Raw genomic sequence first — 16,294 nt, 5'->3', positions numbered from 1 at the left:
GGTCAAGAGTACGCGCCGCTTTCCAAGCGCGCCAGTAGGTCACTGACGGTCTGTGGCCCGTCCGAGCGGAGCAGGTAGTCGCCCGGGTTCATACCGCCCAACACTGGATGTGCGGTTTGCAGCCAGGAGCCCATCCATTTCGGCGCATTGAAACCCGCAGACTTGCCCGCACGGTCGACCATCTCCTGGGCCTGACCAATCAGCCGGGCCATCCACAGCAGGCGCAACCCCTGGTCCAACTCGAGCGCTTTGCCTGGCAGCGGCGTTAGCACATGTGCGAGTGGCAGTCCGATCCATTCGGCAATGACATCTGCAGACAGTTTCATCTCGTCAGCCAGGTGGCGCACCAGTCGCACGCGCAGACCGACTTTCGCGAGCAGCACCAGTTGGTCTGGCCCGACCAACCACCAGTCACGATACTGACCTTCGAAAATCGGAACGACCGCGGTGGGATAGCCGATGTCGTCAGAAGGTTGGTCCGGAGCATCTATCAACGGCAGGAACTGGCCTGACGAGGATTCGCAGAGTCGGCAATGGGTGGCGGCGTACGCATGCTCATCGTCCAGGCCGAGCAGGATAGTCGGGCTGACTACTTGATGGACGACCCTACAGGCGGGGCAGAGCGCGAGTTGCATGTGGTGGCCGGGGAGTGATGGCAATTGGGGCGTAGCGTGCACGCGGTTTGTGCGGCTCCCGGAAGTTGGATCAACTGTTCACAGTAGCCACGGCTGGGGTTTCTGGATTGGCGCCTTTCGTCCTCGCGTGTCTAAGCCCTCTGAAGAGCTTGTGTTCATTTGACTCAACCTGTGGTGAGCGATCCACTGGCTTGTGCCCGATTGAAGTGCAAATCAGCGTAAGCCCGGTCACCTGTGATGCCGGCACTGTTGGCGCGTCGGGGCAAAAGTCAATGTTCTGGTCGTCCCTGAAGACCGCCACGGCAGCGCCGCCCAGTTCTCCAACGAGAACTTCACTGATCCTGCGTATGACCCAACTCCCGTCGACGTCGGAGCAGCAATGAAGGGTCAGGAAGGTGTTGTTTTCGAAGGAAACACCAAGGGCGAACCCAAGGCCTGACGTTGCACAAATGGTTTGGATCAACGAGTAATCGCTTGCGCCGTTTCGGACGATGGCAGTGATAAACGGCTTGGTTGTCTGGGGCCACTGGTAAGCACTTGATGCAATCTCCGCGATGTAGTCGGAGCTAGTGATGCTGAGCATGTTGGCAATCTCCGTATGGGGAATCCGGCTGGGGGCGAGCACAACGAAAGGCAAGGCGAGTGTGTGAAGCTCCGCCCCTCCGCACCAGAGAGCTAGGCACCCCGCAGACATGGGCGGGATAGAGTCAATGCATATATGCTACCTTAAAGCGGCCTACTATAAAGCGGGCTATCTTAAAGCTGTCGACTGTTAAGCTGCATGCAGCCAGACTCGTATATGTGAAAACAAAACAATACGAGCCTGCTCGAAGTCGGCTTGCACGTAACTTGGTGCGAATTCGTGGCTCCATTGGGCTGAGCCAGGAGCAGCTAGCCGACAAGGCAGGGTTCCATAGGACCTACGTGGGGCACCTTGAGCAGCAAAAGCGCAATCCGTCGCTAGAGAACGTGGAAAAGCTTGCGCAGACCCTGGGCGTCGACGTTGTTGACTTGCTGAGCTAGTGCTGGCCCTGGTATTGGCTCTTTGGGAGCCATTGATACGGGTCAAGGGGCGTCTGGCGGTATGCGTGCGGCACTTGAATGCCGGCAGCCGGCGCGATGAAACTTTGCAGACACATGTATGTGTCGACGGGTTCTTCGATAGTCGCTAAGATGTTGTCGTGCAATGGATTTTTTGGCGCATCCTTGGAGCTATGCATGGATAGGCCCCAAGAGCAAGTATGAACGCCGGCAAGTCCACCGCGCTGCTGCAGGTGGCGCACAACTACGAGGAGCGCGGCCACCGCGTGCGCATCTTCACCTCGCAGGTGGATGACCGCTACGGGCGGGGTTTCGTGACCTCGCGGCTGGGGCCGCAGCGCGCGGCCGAGCTGTTCGGCGCCGAGACCGACTTCCTGGCCGAGAACGCGGCGCAGCCGGGCGTGGCCTGTCTGCTGGTCGATGAGGCGCAGTTCCTCGCCAAGGCCCAGGTCTGGGCCCTGCACGAGCTGGCCCATGTCCACAATGTGCCGGTGATCTGCTACGGCTTGCGGACCGATTTCCGCGGCGAGCTGTTCAGCGGTTCGGCGGCGCTGCTGGCGCTGGCCGACGAGATGGACGAGATGAAGACGATTTGCGACTGCGGTCGCAAGGCGACGATGAATGCGCGGCTCGACGCCGAGAACCGCCGCATCACCGAGGGCGCGCAGGTCGAGATCGGCGGCAACGCCCGCTACCGGGCGGTCTGCGGGCGCTGCTTCCGGCTGACGGCGTGAGCGCGGGGCTCAGCCCTTGCTGAGTTGCTCGTCCAGTTCCTTGCAGCTGGGCGCGCAGACCGGCTGCGACTTGCCGAGGAGCTTCTTGGATTTCAGCATCGCCCGAGGGCGGTGCTTGCCGCACAGAAAGCACGACATGGTGGCCGCGCCGAAGGAGGAGGTCGCCGCAAACGGCGAGCCCGGTGCTTTAGAGCGGTAACGCAGACCATCTGCTTCGATGGTCGTTTTAGTACTGTCCTTGGCCACGCTGGTCCTGGGTAGTAAGAGAAAGGAATGCTCGCGACGGCGGGCGGCAAGCCGCTATTTTCGTCGATCTGGCCGTCACGCCCTGAGGGCGCTATTTTCCATCATGTGCGGGCCCTCCGGTGAAGAGTCGGGAAAGCACGGTATCGGCGCGGTGGCGGCTGCCTAGAATCGCGCCGATGGCCGCCCCCGACGATGCTCCCGCCACGACCACCGGCCAGACCGCCAGCGACTGCCTGGCCCAGGCCCAGCGCCATCTGTCCGAGGGGCGTTTGCGCGAAGCCCAGGCCCTGGGGGAGCGCGCCCAGCAGCTGACCCGGCGCAGCGCCGATCTGCGCGGCGAGGCCGCCGCGGTGCTGCTGATGGCCCAGGCCGAGCTGATGGGCTCGAATGTGCGCCAGGCCTGGCGCAGCAGCCGCAGCGCCGCCCAGCTGTTCCGGCGCGCCGCCGACGAGGCCGGCGAAGCCCGCGCGCTGGCGCTCAACGCCAATGCCTGCAGCACCTTGGGCCATGGCGAGGAGGCCTTGGAGGTGGCGCTGCGCAGCACCGCGCTGGCCGATCGCAGCGGCGATCTGCGCCTGCGCGTGCTCAGCCACAACTATCTGGCCGTCGCGCTGATGTGGAACGCCGATTTCGACGCGGCCGATACCGCCTTCGAACGCACCTGTGCGCTCGCGGTGGGCCTGGGCGATGACCTTACCGCTCGCTGGCAGCCGCTGGGTAACCGCTGCACCAGCGAGCTGTTCCGACAGTTCGGCCGCCGCCATCTGCAGGGCGAGGCGATTTCGCTGGAGCGCTTGGAGCAGCTGCTGGAGCCGGCGCGTGCGCTCGGGCCGCTGCGCCAGGGCGCAATGCTCAACGGCGCATCGCCGGTGATCGCGATGTTGATCGCCGAGTGGCTGGAGGGTTTCGCGGCCTGCTGGTCGGGCCGGCTGGAGCCGGCACGGCGCCATCTGCAGCGCAGCTTCGAGCGGGTGCGCCAGCTGCGCTACTCGCCCTGGTTGCATGCCACCGTGATGTGGTTGCGCAGCGAGATCGCCTGGGCGGCCGGCCAGTGGGACGAGGCGAGCCAGGCGGCCAACGAGATGATTGCAATCGCCACCCTGGTCGAGAGCGAGAGCCTGGCGGTGCGCGGCCATGAGCTGGCCGCCCAGGTCTATGCGGCCCAGGGCCTGCACCATCAGGCGGTCGATGAGCTGATGGCGCTGCGCCGGCGCGAGCAGGCGATCCGCGCCGAGAGCCTGGCGCACCGCAAGCAGGTCTTGCAGGAGTCGCTGCTCCTCAGCTCCCGCTGAAGCGGGGTGCGCGCTTGGCCTGCCAGGCGGCGACGCCCTCGGCCAGGTCGGCCGAGGCATTGGCGCGCTCGATATCGGCGCGCAGCGCGTCGGCGTCGAGGCGGCCCTCGGCGATCGCGTTCAGATGTTGCTTCATGCCCAGCAGGGCCAGCGGCGCCATGCCGAGCAGGCGCTCGCACAGCGCGGCGCTGGCGGCGCTCAGGGCTGCGCCGTCGTCCAGCAGCTCGTCGAGAAAGCCGCAGTCATGCATGGCCTGGGCATCCAGGGTCTGGCCGGCCAGCAACACGCGCTTGGCGACCTGCAGGCCCAGACGCGAGACATAGCGCTGCAAGCCGCCGCGATAGAAATGCAGGCCCAGCCGCGCCGCCGGCACGAACATCTCGCTGCTGCGCACGCCCAGGCGGAAGTCGCAGGCCAGGGCCAGATCGGTGGCGCCGCCGTAGATGCCGCCCTGGATCGCAGCAATGGTGATCGGGCGGGCGGCCTCCCAGTCATTGCTGAGCGCCTCGAACAGCGCGCCGGCATCGACGCCGGGCACCGCAGCGATATTGAAGCCGCTGCAGAAGTGCGGGCCCTGGGCATCGAGCAGCAGCACGCGGATCGCCGGGTCGGCATTGATCTGGCGCAGCTGTTCGCGCAGGGTCTGCAGATCGATCAGCTCCAGCCGGTTCGCGACCTGGGGGCGGCGCAGCGTGATGCGGGCGAGGGGGCCATCGATCTTCAGCAGGGGGCTGTGGGCGGGCATGGTGAGGCTTTTCTGTTGCGGCTTCGGGAAGGCGCGAGTCTAGGGCGCTGATCGCCCGATGTCCCAGCATGGTGCTGGGGTAAGCACCAATCGCCCCGGCTTGGGGCCTTGTTTGCACGCGGCGCGGGCAGGACGCTGCCCACTTTTGACACAGTGGCCAGCGGGGTAAAAGCAATTTCGACCGACTGGTCGGACGAAAGTTTGCCATTTGTCAATGCGGCCTCGCACTAGGACTTCGCTAGGGGTTTTTGTTTAGAGTGCGCCGAGACAGCCCAGCCCGGGCGCAGGTGGTGTGTTGATGGACTTCACGATTGCAAGCATCCTGATGCTGGACGGAGTGACCAACGGGGCGATCTATGCGCTCCTTGCCTTGGCCACGGTGCTGGTTTTTGCGGTCACCCGCATCATCTTCATCCCGCAGGGCGAGTTCGTCGCCTACGGTGCGCTGACGATGGCCGGTCTGCAGCTGGGCCACACGCCCGGCACGATCTGGTTCCTATTGGCGATGGCGCTGGCGGTGGCGGTGCTGGACCTGGTGGCCGGCCTGCGTGCCGGCAAGCCGGCGGCCAAGCTGCTGCTGGCGGTGCTGCGCGCGGCGGCGCTGCCGGTGGCGATTGGGCTGTTCGCGCTGTGGGCCGCGCCGCAGAAACTGGCGCTGGGCTGGCAGGCGCTGCTGACNGCGGTGCTGGACCTGGTGGCCGGCCTGCGTGCCGGCAAGCCGGCGGCCAAGCTGCTGCTGGCGGTGCTGCGCGCGGCGGCGCTGCCGGTGGCGATTGGGCTGTTCGCGCTGTGGGCCGCGCCGCAGAAACTGGCGCTGGGCTGGCAGGCGCTGCTGACCCTGGCCATCGTGACGCCGATGGGCCCGCTGGTCTACCGCCTGGCCTACCAGTCGCTGGCCGATGCCTCGGTGCTGGTGCTGCTGATCGTCTCGGTGGGCGTGCACTTCGCGCTGACCGGCCTGGGCCTGGTGTTCTTCGGCCCCGAGGGCTCGACCAACCCGAGCTTCTGGGACGCCAGCTTCGATCTGGGCCCGCTGACGCTGTCGGGCCAGACCCTGATCATCATCATGAGCGCGGCCTCGCTGATCGTGCTGCTGTGGCTGTTCTTCGAGCACAGCCTCTACGGCAAGGCCTTGCGGGCCACTGCAGTGAACCGCCTGGGCGCGCGGCTGATGGGCATCTCCAGCACCAGCGCCGGCCAGCTGTCCTTTCTGATGGCGGCCTTCATCGGCGCGCTCTCCGGCCTCTTGATCAGCACGACGACGACGATCAACTACGACAGCGGCTTCTTGATCGGGCTGAAGGGCTTTGTCGCGGCGGTGTTTGCCGGCCTGGCCAGCTATCCGGCCGCCGCCGTCGGCGCGCTGCTGGTGGGCCTGCTGGAATCGTTCAGCTCCTTCTGGGCCAGCGCCTTCAAGGAGGTGATCGTGTTCACCTCCATCCTGCCGGTGCTGCTGTGGCGCTCGCTGCGCGACCCGCACAAAGACGAAGAATGAAGTGAGCACCATGATGCAAGCGCGCAAATTCCTCCCGCTGGCGGGCCTGGCCCTGCTGATCGTCCTGCCCCTGCTGCCGGTGCCCGAGTACTGGATCACGCAGATGAACTACATCGGCCTGTTCGCGCTGGTGGCGCTGGGCCTGGTGCTGCTGACCGGGGTCGGTGGACTGACCTCCTTCGGCCAGGCGGCCTTTGTCGGCCTGGGTGCCTACACGACGGCGGTGCTGAGCACCGGCTACGCCACCTCGCCCTGGCTGGCCCTGCTCGTGGCCCTGGGCGTCACGGTCGTCGTCGCTCTGGTGCTGGCCCTGCTGACCCTGCGCATGTCGGGCCACTACTTGCCGCTGGCGACGATTGCCTGGGCGCTGAGCCTGAACTACCTGATGGGGAATATGGAGTTCCTCGGCAAGTACGACGGCATCCAGGGCCTGCCGGCGCTGGAGCTGTTCGGCTGGAGCCTGCGCGAGGGCCGGGCGATCTATTTCCTGATCTGGGCCTTTGCGATCCTGGCCGCGCTGGCGGTGCGCAATCTGCTGGACTCGCGGCCCGGCCGCGCGATCCGCGCGCTCAATGGCGCGACGACGATGGCCGAAGCGATGGGCGTCTCGACCTTTCGCTACAAGGTCCAGATCTTTGTGATCGCGGCGCTGCTGGCCGCCGTCTCGGGCTGGCTGTTCGCGCATTTCCAGCGCACCGTGAATCCCAGCCCTTTCGCGCTGAAGATGGGCATCGAGTATCTGTTCATGGCCGTGGTCGGCGGGGTCGGCACGGTCTGGGGTGCTTTCATCGGCGCCGGCATCGTCAAGATCATCGAGGATCAGCTGAAGGAAGTGCTGCCGGCCCTGTTGGGCAGCAGCGGCAACTTCGAGATCATCGTGCTGGGCGTGGTGCTGGTGCTGATGCTGAAGTACGCGCCCAAGGGCTTGTGGCCCTATGTGACCGGCTTTGCCACGCGCTGGCTGCCGGCTGCCGAGCGCGAGCGCGACTGGGCCGACGCCGCCCCGCTGGCCGCGCGGCCCAAGCCGCAGTCCGGCGAGCTGCTGCTCGATGTCGACAAGGTACGCAAGCAGTTTGGCGGCCTGGTCGCCGTCAACGATGTGAGCTTCCAGATACGCGCCGGTGAGATCGTCGGCCTGATCGGCCCGAACGGTGCCGGCAAGTCCACCACCTTCAATCTGATCACCGGCGTGCTGTCGCTGACCAGCGGAGGCGTGAGCTTCCGGGGCCAGGCCATCGGCGGCCAGGCCTCGCGCGAGATCGCACGGCGCGGCATGTCGCGCACCTTCCAGCACGTCAAGATGATTGCCGACATGACGGTGCTGGAGAACGTCGCGCTGGGCGGCTATCTGCGCAGCAGCAGTGGCGCGGCGCGCGCGATGCTGCGTCTGGACCGCGACGAGGAGCGCCGCCTGTTCAAGGAGGCCGAGGCCCAGCTGAGCCGCATCGGCATGGCCGGCCAGATGCACGAGCTGGCCGGCAATCTGGCGCTGGGCCCGCAGCGCCTGATGGAGATCGCCCGCGCGCTGTGCACCGACCCGGCCCTGCTGCTGCTCGACGAGCCGGCCGCCGGCCTGCGCCATAAGGAAAAGCAGGCGCTGGGCGAGGTGCTGCGCCAGCTCAAACGCGAGGGCATGAGCATCCTGTTGGTGGAGCACGATATGGAGTTCGTGATGGGGCTGACCGATCGCATCGTCGTGATGGAGTTCGGCACCAAGCTGATCGAGGGCACGCCCGACGAGGTGCAGGCCAGCCCCGCAGTGCGCGCGGCGTATCTGGGAACGGAGCATTGAGATGGCCAACGATTTGCTGAACGTCACGAATCTACACGCCGGCTACGGCCGCGCAGAGGTGCTGAGCGGGCTGAACTTGCGCCTGCCGCAGGGTTCGGTCGTCACCGTGATCGGCCCCAACGGCGCCGGCAAGAGCACCACGCTGAACGCGCTGATGGGCGTGCTGCCCGCCAAGGGTCAGGTCTTGTTCGACGGCGAGGACATCTCGACGCTGGGCCTGGAGGAGCGAGTCATGAAGGGCCTGGCCCTGGTGCCGGAGAAGCGCGAGCTGTTCACGACGATGAGCGTCGAGGACAACCTGGTGCTGGGCGGCTTCCGCCCGATGCGCCTGGGTCAGCGCGATTGGCGCGAGGGCCTGGAGAAGGTGTTCGAGCTATTCCCGCGCCTGAAGGAGCGCCGCGCGCAACTGGCCGGCACCCTGTCGGGCGGCGAGCGCCAGATGCTGGCCGTAGGCCGTGCGCTGATGGCGAAACCCAAGGTGCTGATGCTGGACGAGCCCAGCCTCGGCCTCGCCCCGCTGATCGTCAAGGAGATCTTCCGCATCGTCGCGCGCCTGCGCGACACCGGCGTCTCCATCCTCTTGATCGAGCAGAATGCCCGCGCCGCGCTGGAAGTGGCGGACTACGGCTACGTGCTGGAAACCGGCGAGATCGGGCTGGAGGGCCCGGCATCCGAACTGGCGCGCGATCCGCGGGTCATTGAGACCTATTTGGGGGCGGCGAAGAAGGTGGGGTGAGCCGCAGGGTGTCTGTAAGTAAGGCGGGCTTCAGATGCGTGACTTGCCGCCGCATCTGGTTCATTAACCCGGCGCGTTCGGATACCCTCTAAGCCAATCGGCGAACTGCCCGGTTTCAGGCAGCAAGCCTTCGAGCTTTTCATCGATTAACTCGACTCTGTTGATCTTCGGCCTGCTCATTCCATGCTTCGCGACGGCTTGATCGGCTAGCAGTTTGCCGTGGAGCATTAGGTCCTCGCATAGCAGTCTCGAGGCGAAGATGCATGTGTCCACATACAGACATAGCGCCGTAATCGTCCCGTCGTAGCGGCCGTCCCGACCTTGCTCACCTGGGAGTCCGTGCAAGAAGGCTGCCAATTGAATCGAACGAAACTGTCCTTGTCTGATCTCCTCAAGGAGGTCATTTCTTCCAGCAATTGAATCATCCAAGAGTTTGCTGTACTCGGCTAGCATCATCATCGCCCCGAGTGGACGCCCCGTGACGCTCAGTTGATTGATGAAAAGGTTCTGCAGGGAACTGCTTGAAAGTTTGAGGGGCAGAATTAGCGAAAGATTCGGCACGAGTCTGTGCTTCAGGTCTGGTTGATGCTGCCGTGCGCGGAAGAAAAGTTCCAATTGCTCGCGCTCAGTTTTGTGGCTGTCTGCGAGCGGTTTGATGTGTTGCTTCTTCGTGCTGGCAAAGCTGTTGACAAAACTGCTTGCCATCGCGATCGCGACATTCGTGCTGCGGATCTCGGCCAGCAGTTCTCTCCTCGATACTGCCTTTTCTGCCTCCCGATGAGCCAACCAGGAGCCGCCAAGAGCACCGGCCGCGCCGATCAAGGCGCCGAGCAAGGTTCCAAAGGCGTTGTTGCCAAACAAGTCAGAAACTGGCTTCCAATTCTGCCCACCATCCGTCACAGCAACTAGCATCGCAAACAGAATGACGGCTAACCAGAAGAGGTAGCGGCCCATTCGCTCCGTCATTCGCGGGGGCCTGTCGTCGCAATCACGCACCGGCATTCTTCCTCGATCAAATGCGGCAAGTAGGCCTCGCTCAGTGTGAAGCTGCCTTCGAGCCGGGCCGCTAACTCAGCATTCATGCTTCGACCTCCTCCTTTAACAGTACGGCCAGTTCGGGCGGGAGCCGGTACTGCTTTCGGTGTTTATCTCTCATTGCGTCATTCTGGCATTGCGCGTCTCGTCGGTATAGTGACGTGGTGTCACTAAGCATTAGCTGGCCGCCGTTGGGTACATGTTTAGAAGCCGAGGCATGACCCCGGAGCTTGGAGCTACCTCATGTGCTGGACTTTGACTGACTGGGCCAACATGGCGACCATCATCGGAGCATTGGCGATTCCGATCGCTGCACTTGCCCTGTGGGTGCCACTGCATCAGCAAACGAAACTTACTCGTGTCGCGAATGCGCAGGCGCTCACCGAGTTGGCGGCTTCTCTAAACTTGCAGCTAATTCAGGACGCGGCCGTTGCATCCCTCTGGGTTGAGGGGCCAGAAAAGTTTGACGATTACTCCAAGCTTGACCAGTTTCGGTACACGTCGCTGTTGATTTGGTGGTTGCTTCTCCATGAGAACGTGTTCATACAGAAGGAGAGCAAGCTCCTTGACGACATGACTTACCAAGCATGGCAAGCTGATTTACGCAAGTTCATCGCGGAGCATCATCTGTGGAGACACTGGGCATCCCTTAAGAAAAACCTACATCCAGACTTCGCGCTGTATGTAGAGGGGTACATGTCCGCCGGGGCGCCCACATTGCCGCATGGAAGTTCTTCCCTCAAGATCTGACCCCTGAGCTTTCAGATCAAGCGTCGCCACGCAGCCGCCAACGCGCCACGGCCCGCAAGAACAGATGGGCCGCCACAAAGCTCACCGCGATACCCAGCGCGTAGGCGCTCACGGCCAGTCCACCACCGGCCTGATCGGGGCGCAGGAAGGGGTAGGGGTACCAGCCGGTGGCCGAGCCGCGCAGCATCACATAGCTCAGATAGAGGGCCGGGAACAGCAGCGTCACACCCAGCGATCTCGCGCTGACCGCCAGGCCGTGGTCGGCGGCCGGTGGCCGCAGCCACCAGTCCAGCAGCATTGCGCAAGGCATCAGCGTGTGCAGCACGAAGTTGATCCAGGGCCGCAAGGCGCCCAGGTCCACGTCGCGCAGCAGCACGGCGAACACCAGACCCACCACCAGCATATTGGCGATGGAGCGGGCGCGCAGCCCTTGCCAGCCCGGCCGTGTCGCCAGGCGGCCGCCGTTCAGCAACTCGTCCAGCGCCAGCACCAGCAGCACGCTGGCCGCCAGCAGATTGGACAGATTGGTGAAGTAGCTGAAGAAGTTGACCGGGTCCATGCCCAGGGTCAGGCCGATGCGCAACTGCCAGGCGATGGCACCCAGCGTGAGCAGCGCCAGGCCCAGGCGCAGCAGCCCCAGCGGCTTCGACGGGCTGAGGTCGGGCTTGCGGCTTGGTGCTTGCATCGGCTGCTCCAGGTACGGTCACTGCATGGATAGGCACGCCGAGATGGTAGCGGGCGTGTTCCGATTGCTGCGCGTGGCAAGATCGAAGGCGGCCTAAACTGAGTGCCCTGTTCTTGCTGGAGACCCATGATGGAATTGATCGGCATGCTGGACTCGCCCTATGTGCGGCGGGTCGCCATTTCGCTGCAGTTGTTGGGCCTGCCGTTCACGCATCGCTCGATCTCGGTGTTTCGCGGCTTCGCGGAATTCAGTGCCATCAATCCGGTGGTCAAGGCGCCCAGCCTGGTGTGCGATGAAGGCACGGTGTTGATGGATTCCAGCCTGATCCTCGACTACGCCGAGGCCATGGCCGCTCCGGGGCTTAGCCTGATGCCCGCCGAGCTGGCCGCACGCCGCCATGCGCTGCGCCTGATCGGCCTGGCGCTGGCGGGCTGCGAGAAGACCGTGCAGATCGTCTACGAGCGTGCGTTGCGTCCGAGCGAGAAGCAGCACGCGCCCTGGGTCGAGCGCATCCAGGCTCAGGCTCGGGCCGCCTATGGCGCGCTGGAGGCCGAACTGGCCCGCCAGCCGCTGCCCGCACCCGCCTCGGCGATGAATCAAGCCGGGCTGACCACGGCCGGGGGCTGGCACTTCACCCGCGAGCTGGTGCCCGAGCTGGCGCCGGCGGCGGACTTCCCCGTGTTGACAGCCTATTCGGCGGCGGCCGAACGGCTGCCCGTGTTCATTGCCGCGCCGCACGGGGAGGCGACCTATCGGGGCTGAGGGGGCGACACGCCCGGACCGTTATCGATTCCGTTGGGTGGCGGGCGCTTCGTTCAGCCAGTTCTGGGCTGTCTTGAAAAACGCCAATATGCTGCCATCTGAGCCTTGTCAGGGCGACGACTCGCCGCCCAGCCCTACGAGGTCCCATCCATGGCCATCGCCACAAGCCGTATCGAGAACCTGATCGCGATGACGCAGCTGCTGGAGCGCGTCGACGCCAACCCCGCCCTGGTCGGCGCCGCGCAGTACCGCAAGCTGGTGCAGACCGTGCAGGCGCTGATAGACGCCGATGATCTGCCGGGCGACGCCCTGCTCGCGGTGCTGCGCGCCAGCCCGGCGGCGGCCCAGCTGTACGAGAACCTGCATTACGAGCGCTCAGGCCTGTCGCAGTCGCCGCTGGAGCTGGCGATAGCCTCGGAGCTGAGTGCCCGTCGGCTGCTGAGCCGGCTGCAACAACACAGCCGCGACGCTCAGCAGGGCTTGGTGCCACCCTCGAACATGGCCTGAGCCCGCTGCCGGACCTGCTCCGGCGTCGGATCCTCGATGTGGGTGGAGATCATCCACTGGTGGCCGAAGGGGTCGGTGATGCTGCCGCTGCGGTCGCCCCAGAACTGGTCGGCCACCGGCATGATCAGGGTGGCGCCGGCCGCGATGGCGCGCGCCACCGCCGCATCGACATCGGGCACATAGGCCACCACGCTGCTGCCGGTGCCGCCCACCGACAGGGGGCTCAGCGCCTGGTACTCGGGCCGCTCCTCGGTCAGCATGAAGCGCGCCGGGCCGACGCTCAGCTCGGCATGCATGGGCTTGCCGTCCGGCGCGTCGAGCCGGAACACCACGCTGGCACCGAGCACCTGCTGGTAGAAGCCGATCGCGTCGGCCGCTCCGCGTATCACCAGATAGGGAATCGCGCCGCGCGACTCGGGCACCGGCTCGACCGCTGCCAGCTCCGCGCGCAGCCGGTCTTCCTGCGCGCGCAGCTCCGGCGTGTACTCGGCGCCGAAATCCTCGGCCTCGAAGATCTGGCGCAGCTCGATCTCGCTGTTCTCGCCCATCGGCGTGGGGCAGCGCTTGGCCCATTCGATGGCTTCCTCGCGCGACTTGACCTGCCAGATCCAGAAGCCGGCGACCAGCTCCTTGGTCTCGGCGAACGGCCCGTCGATCACCGAGCGCTCCGTGCCCGAGAAACGCACCCGTGCGCCCTTGCTGCTGGGGTGCAGGCCCTCGCCGGACAGCAGCACGCCGGCCTTGACCAGCGCTTCGTTGAAATTGCCCATCTCGGTCAGCAGCTGCTCGCTGGGCATCTGGCCGGCTTCGCTGTTCTTGTCGGCCTTGATCAAAACCATGAATCGCATCTCGTCTCTCCTTGAGGTGGTGGTTGGCTACATTCCCACGACGAGGCAAGGCTAGACAATTCGACATGCCGTCCCAAAAGTTTTTGAAAGAAAACGCTTCAGGCCGAGGCCAGTAGCACCGGCCAGCGGGCGCTGATGTGCTGGCCATCGAACACCAGCAGGTCGCCGAACTGCAGCAGCACGGCCTCGCTCTGCTGCGGGCGCAGGAACACCTGGTCGTCGGGCCGCAGCGCGACCCGCTCGGACGCCACCATCACCTGCTGGTTGCTCGAGTGGCCGTACAGCCCGCTGGGCTGCAGCCCCGGCGGCGAGACCGGCCGGGCCAGCCAGTGCCCGCCATGGATGGCCAGCGCGCGGGCTTGGTTCGGGTCCCAGGCCCGCGCCAGCCGCGACAGCCATGTCGCGCCCTCGGGCAGGCGGAACTGCGGCCAGCTCTTCAGCACCGGGGTTGCGATGAAGGCGGCCGGCCGCAGATCGGCCAGCAGCGGCTTCTCGAAATCCAGCGGCAGCAGCGCGGCCGAGCCGACCGCCACCTCGTTGGCCACGCCCTTGCCGTCGTGCAGGCGGAAGGTCGGCGAGCCGGCGGTGTTGAGCGTCAGCCGCTCGCGCCGCTGCGGGCCCAGCGCGGCGTTGGCGGTGTCCATCGCCGCGCGGTAGCGGCGCTGTGCCTCGTCCCAGGCGGTGGCACGCATGCCCAGCGCATCGGGCAGGGCCGCGACATGGGCGTCATAGCCCATGAAGCCGCTCCAGCGCAGCGCGCCGGCCTTGAGACTGGCCAGCGCGGCACCGAGCTCGCCCCGGTCCTCGAAACCGCCACGGTGCAGACCGACATCGATCTCCAGATTGATCTTCAGCGCCTGGCCGCCGCGCTGCTCGGACAGCTGGCGGTACTGGGCCAGGCGCTGCGGCGTGTCGACCAGCCACTCGATGCCGGAGCCGAGCTCGGCCGGCAGGTCCTGCAGCACCGCGGCAGCGGCCGCCACAGGCAGCGGCTTGCCCATCAGCACCTGGGCCTGCGGCCTGGCCTGCAGCAGCTGCAGCAGCTGGGCGGCGTTGAACACCATCACCCGTTCGCTGTTCCAGGCGCGCGCCAGCTCGTCCATCAAGGGCAGGCTGGGCAGGCTTTTCAGCACGGCGCGCAGCGCCATGCCGGTTTGGGCATGGGCGCCGATCGCGGCCAGATTGGCGCGCAGCCGCGGCAGGTCGATCACCAGGCTGGCCTGGGCGATGCCGGCCTCGCGCAGCGCCGCACTGAGGCGCTGGAAGTAGTCGTCGTGCGGGCCGCCCTGCTCGGCGGGCCGGGCCAGCCAGGCGGCTGCGGGCAGCGCGAGCGCGGTGCCCAGCAGCAGGCGGCGTTTCTTGCTAGCCATGCGAGCCTCCGAGCAGCAAGTGCTTCAGATGCGGATTCAGCAGGCGGCCCTGCGGGTCAAGGCCGGCGCGCAGGCGCTGGAAGTCGCCGAAGCGCGGGTACATGGCCTGCAGCTCGGCGCGGCCCAGGTCGTGCAGCTTGCCCCAGTGCGGCCGGCCGGCGTGGCGGCGGAACACCGGGCCCAGCTCGCCGACCAGATAGTCATGGGCCTCGCCCTGCAGCGCATGGCAGGCGATCGAACAGCTGTCGCGCTGATGGAAGGGGCTGAGCCAGGCGCCATCATCGCGGCCGCGGATGTAGCGGAATTCGATGGGGAAGAAGACCTCGTTGCGCCGCTCCAGCGTCTGCACGATCTCGCGCAGGCAGGCGATGCCGGCGGCACGCGGCACGTGGTACTCGCTTTCGTTGAAGCGGGTCGGCCGCACCGTGCTGAGCTGGCGCCAGGACCAGTTCAGCGAGCGCTCGGGCGCGGCCTGGGCGATCAGCTTGGCGGCGGTCCAGCGGCGCAGCTCGGGCCAGCGGCCCAGCCAGTCGCGCAGGCGGCGCAGATCGCGCAGCACGTCCTCGTCGGCCGAGGGCGGCGCATAGGGCTCGCCGGCCGCCACCTCGGCATGGGTGATGGCCGCGCTGTGGCCGGTGAAGGGCAGCACATAGAGCTCGAAATGCCGGTGCGTGCGGGCCAGCTCGGGCGCGCGCTCCAGCAAGGCCTCGGTCGGCTCCAGCCACACATGGCGCTGCAGCAGAAAGCGCGGTCGCACGGCCAGCGTGTACTCGGTGATCACGCCCAGGGCGCCCAGCGACACCTGGGCCGCGGCCAGCAGCTCGGGGTTCTTGTCGCGGCTGCACTCGAGGATTTCGCCGGCTGGCGTGACCAGGCGCAGGCCCTGCACCTGGGCGTGCAGGGCCGGCAGCTCGGCGCCGGTGCCGTGGGTGGCGGTGGCCAGCGCGCCGGCCAGGGTCTGCACATCAATATCGGGCTGGTTGTGCAGGGCCAGGCCCATGCCGTCGAGCGCGCGAGCCAGCTGGCCGATGCGGGTGCCGGCCCGCACCCGCAGCGTCTGCGCGGCCTTGTCGAGCGCGACGATGCCGCTGAGCTTGTCCAGCGACACCAGGCTGCCATCGGTGGGCACCAGGGGCGTGAAGGAATGGCCGGCGCCGACGCAGCGCAGCGCGCCGCTGCTGCGGGCCAGGGCCCCGGCCAGCTCGGCCTCGTCGGCCGGCATCAGCCACTGGCTGGGCTGGCAGCGCGCGCTGCCGGACCAGTTCTGCCAGGGGCGGGCGCCGCTCGCCTGGGCCTGTGCCGTCGTCGGCAGCAGACCGCCGCCCAGCGCGGCTGCCGCGCTCAGCTTCAACCAGTCACGTCGTTGCTTCATTGGGGCTTTGCTTTCGTACTCATGAATTCAATCAGCGCGCGCAGGTCGGCGTCGCTGCAGTCGGCGCACAGGCCCATCGCCGGCATGCCGCCCAGGCCCTGGCGGCTGCTCAGCAGCAGCGCTTCCATGCCCTTGGCCAGGCGCGGTGCCCAGGCTTGCGCGTCGCCGGTCAGCGGCGCGCCGCTATGGGCCCGGCCATGGCAGGCCAGGCAGGAGCGCTCGTAGACGGCGGCCAGGCGCGCCTCGGCC

Annotated in this window: 19 protein-coding genes and 1 pseudogene; 9 read left to right on the top strand and 11 right to left on the bottom strand. The window is 66.4% G+C overall.

The genetic code is table 11. From position 1 onward, the window contains the following. Positions 1–2: 2 nt before the first annotated feature. Together PO768_RS13210 and PO768_RS13205 are read right to left on the bottom strand one after the other, a co-directional pair. Positions 3–635, bottom strand: coding sequence for an antitoxin Xre/MbcA/ParS toxin-binding domain-containing protein (locus tag PO768_RS13210; RefSeq protein ID WP_272646423.1), 633 nt, complete (start codon positions 633–635; stop codon positions 3–5). Between the two features lie 70 nt (positions 636–705). Beyond that, positions 706–1,218 carry a hypothetical protein gene (locus PO768_RS13205; RefSeq protein WP_272646422.1) on the bottom strand — a complete coding sequence of 171 codons (513 nt, stop codon included), beginning with the start codon at positions 1,216–1,218 and terminating at the stop codon, positions 706–708. Positions 1,219–1,436: 218 nt separating this feature from the next. Between PO768_RS13205 and PO768_RS13200 the strand changes: the two genes are divergently transcribed. Both PO768_RS13200 and PO768_RS13195 read left to right on the top strand, forming a co-directional pair. Then, on the top strand, positions 1,437–1,658 hold the full coding sequence (locus tag PO768_RS13200; protein ID WP_272646421.1) for a helix-turn-helix domain-containing protein: 222 nt from the start codon (positions 1,437–1,439) through the stop codon (positions 1,656–1,658). Between the two features lie 218 nt (positions 1,659–1,876). Further along, positions 1,877–2,410, top strand: coding sequence for a thymidine kinase (locus PO768_RS13195; RefSeq protein ID WP_272646420.1), 534 nt, complete (start codon positions 1,877–1,879; stop codon positions 2,408–2,410). 9 nt (positions 2,411–2,419) lie between these two features. On the opposite strand, the gene PO768_RS13190 is transcribed toward PO768_RS13195, so the two are convergent. Beyond that, complete coding sequence (locus PO768_RS13190; protein ID WP_102766008.1) at positions 2,420–2,656, bottom strand: hypothetical protein; 237 nt, start codon at positions 2,654–2,656, stop codon at positions 2,420–2,422. Between the two features lie 176 nt (positions 2,657–2,832). Here PO768_RS13190 and PO768_RS13185 point away from each other — a divergent pair, with 176 nt between their 5' ends. Next, positions 2,833–3,948 (top strand): hypothetical protein, encoded by a 1,116-nt coding sequence (locus tag PO768_RS13185; RefSeq protein WP_272646419.1) that lies wholly within the window; start codon positions 2,833–2,835, stop codon positions 3,946–3,948. Here the strand turns inward: PO768_RS13185 and PO768_RS13180 are convergent. Next, positions 3,935–4,693 carry an enoyl-CoA hydratase/isomerase family protein gene (locus PO768_RS13180; RefSeq protein ID WP_272646418.1) on the bottom strand — a complete coding sequence of 253 codons (759 nt, stop codon included), beginning with the start codon at positions 4,691–4,693 and terminating at the stop codon, positions 3,935–3,937. The two genes, PO768_RS13185 and PO768_RS13180, sit on opposite strands and share 14 nt — an antisense overlap. A gap of 298 nt (positions 4,694–4,991) precedes the next feature. On the opposite strand from PO768_RS13180, the gene PO768_RS13175 reads away from it, so the two are divergent. The 3 genes from PO768_RS13175 to PO768_RS13165 are packed head-to-tail and all read left to right on the top strand — an operon-like array spanning position 4,992 to position 8,716. Continuing rightward, positions 4,992–6,188 (top strand): branched-chain amino acid ABC transporter permease, encoded by a 1,197-nt coding sequence (locus tag PO768_RS13175; protein ID WP_442953225.1) that lies wholly within the window; start codon positions 4,992–4,994, stop codon positions 6,186–6,188. 13 nt (positions 6,189–6,201) lie between these two features. Continuing rightward, on the top strand, positions 6,202–7,980 hold the full coding sequence (locus tag PO768_RS13170; RefSeq protein ID WP_272646443.1) for a branched-chain amino acid ABC transporter ATP-binding protein/permease: 1,779 nt from the start codon (positions 6,202–6,204) through the stop codon (positions 7,978–7,980). A 1-nt stretch (position 7,981) separates the two neighbouring features. Beyond that, positions 7,982–8,716 carry an ABC transporter ATP-binding protein gene (locus PO768_RS13165; RefSeq protein WP_272646417.1) on the top strand — a complete coding sequence of 245 codons (735 nt, stop codon included), beginning with the start codon at positions 7,982–7,984 and terminating at the stop codon, positions 8,714–8,716. 63 nt (positions 8,717–8,779) lie between these two features. Here the strand turns inward: PO768_RS13165 and PO768_RS13160 are convergent, their stop codons facing one another. After that, positions 8,780–9,670, bottom strand: coding sequence for a hypothetical protein (locus PO768_RS13160; RefSeq protein WP_272646416.1), 891 nt, complete (start codon positions 9,668–9,670; stop codon positions 8,780–8,782). Between the two features lie 354 nt (positions 9,671–10,024). Between PO768_RS13160 and PO768_RS13155 the strand changes: the two genes are divergently transcribed. Beyond that, the gene (locus tag PO768_RS13155) at positions 10,025–10,501 is read left to right on the top strand and encodes a hypothetical protein (protein ID WP_272646415.1); all 477 of its coding nucleotides are present in this window, start codon (positions 10,025–10,027) and stop codon (positions 10,499–10,501) included. Positions 10,502–10,517: 16 nt separating this feature from the next. Here PO768_RS13155 and PO768_RS13150 read toward each other — a convergent pair whose 3' ends face one another. Beyond that, positions 10,518–11,186 (bottom strand): Pr6Pr family membrane protein, encoded by a 669-nt coding sequence (locus PO768_RS13150; RefSeq protein WP_272646414.1) that lies wholly within the window; start codon positions 11,184–11,186, stop codon positions 10,518–10,520. 129 nt (positions 11,187–11,315) lie between these two features. Here PO768_RS13150 and PO768_RS13145 point away from each other — a divergent pair, with 129 nt between their 5' ends. Next, entirely contained in the window at positions 11,316–11,948 is a 633-nt protein-coding gene (locus PO768_RS13145) for a glutathione S-transferase family protein (protein ID WP_272646442.1), read from the top strand. A gap of 150 nt (positions 11,949–12,098) precedes the next feature. Beyond that, complete coding sequence (locus tag PO768_RS13140; RefSeq protein WP_272646413.1) at positions 12,099–12,455, top strand: hypothetical protein; 357 nt, start codon at positions 12,099–12,101, stop codon at positions 12,453–12,455. Here the strand turns inward: PO768_RS13140 and PO768_RS13135 are convergent. The 5 genes and pseudogenes from PO768_RS13135 to PO768_RS13115 form a co-directional block, all read right to left on the bottom strand. Further along, positions 12,419–12,844, bottom strand: a complete 426-nt coding sequence (locus PO768_RS13135; RefSeq protein ID WP_272646441.1) for a VOC family protein — start codon at positions 12,842–12,844, stop codon at positions 12,419–12,421. The two genes, PO768_RS13140 and PO768_RS13135, sit on opposite strands and share 37 nt — an antisense overlap. A gap of 48 nt (positions 12,845–12,892) precedes the next feature. Further along, positions 12,893–13,303, bottom strand: a pseudogene (locus PO768_RS13130) (YciI family protein); the annotation flags it as partial. Between the two features lie 98 nt (positions 13,304–13,401). Next, positions 13,402–14,673, bottom strand: coding sequence for an alanine racemase (locus PO768_RS13125; RefSeq protein ID WP_272646412.1), 1,272 nt, complete (start codon positions 14,671–14,673; stop codon positions 13,402–13,404). Next, on the bottom strand, positions 14,666–16,045 hold the full coding sequence (locus PO768_RS13120) for a D-arabinono-1,4-lactone oxidase (RefSeq protein ID WP_272646411.1): 1,380 nt from the start codon (positions 16,043–16,045) through the stop codon (positions 14,666–14,668). Before PO768_RS13120 ends, PO768_RS13125 begins: the two co-directional genes overlap by 8 nt. Beyond that, positions 16,042–16,294 (bottom strand): c-type cytochrome (locus tag PO768_RS13115; protein ID WP_272646410.1); only part of this gene is annotated, 253 nt, incomplete at its 5' end. The genes PO768_RS13115 and PO768_RS13120, both read right to left, overlap by 4 nt.

This window comes from Paucibacter sp. XJ19-41 (assembly GCF_028462495.1).
In the GTDB taxonomy this organism is placed as follows: domain Bacteria; phylum Pseudomonadota; class Gammaproteobacteria; order Burkholderiales; family Burkholderiaceae_C; genus Roseateles_E.
Note: the sequence above shows the minus strand (reverse complement) of the source record. Positions and strands in the feature narration are given on the sequence as shown.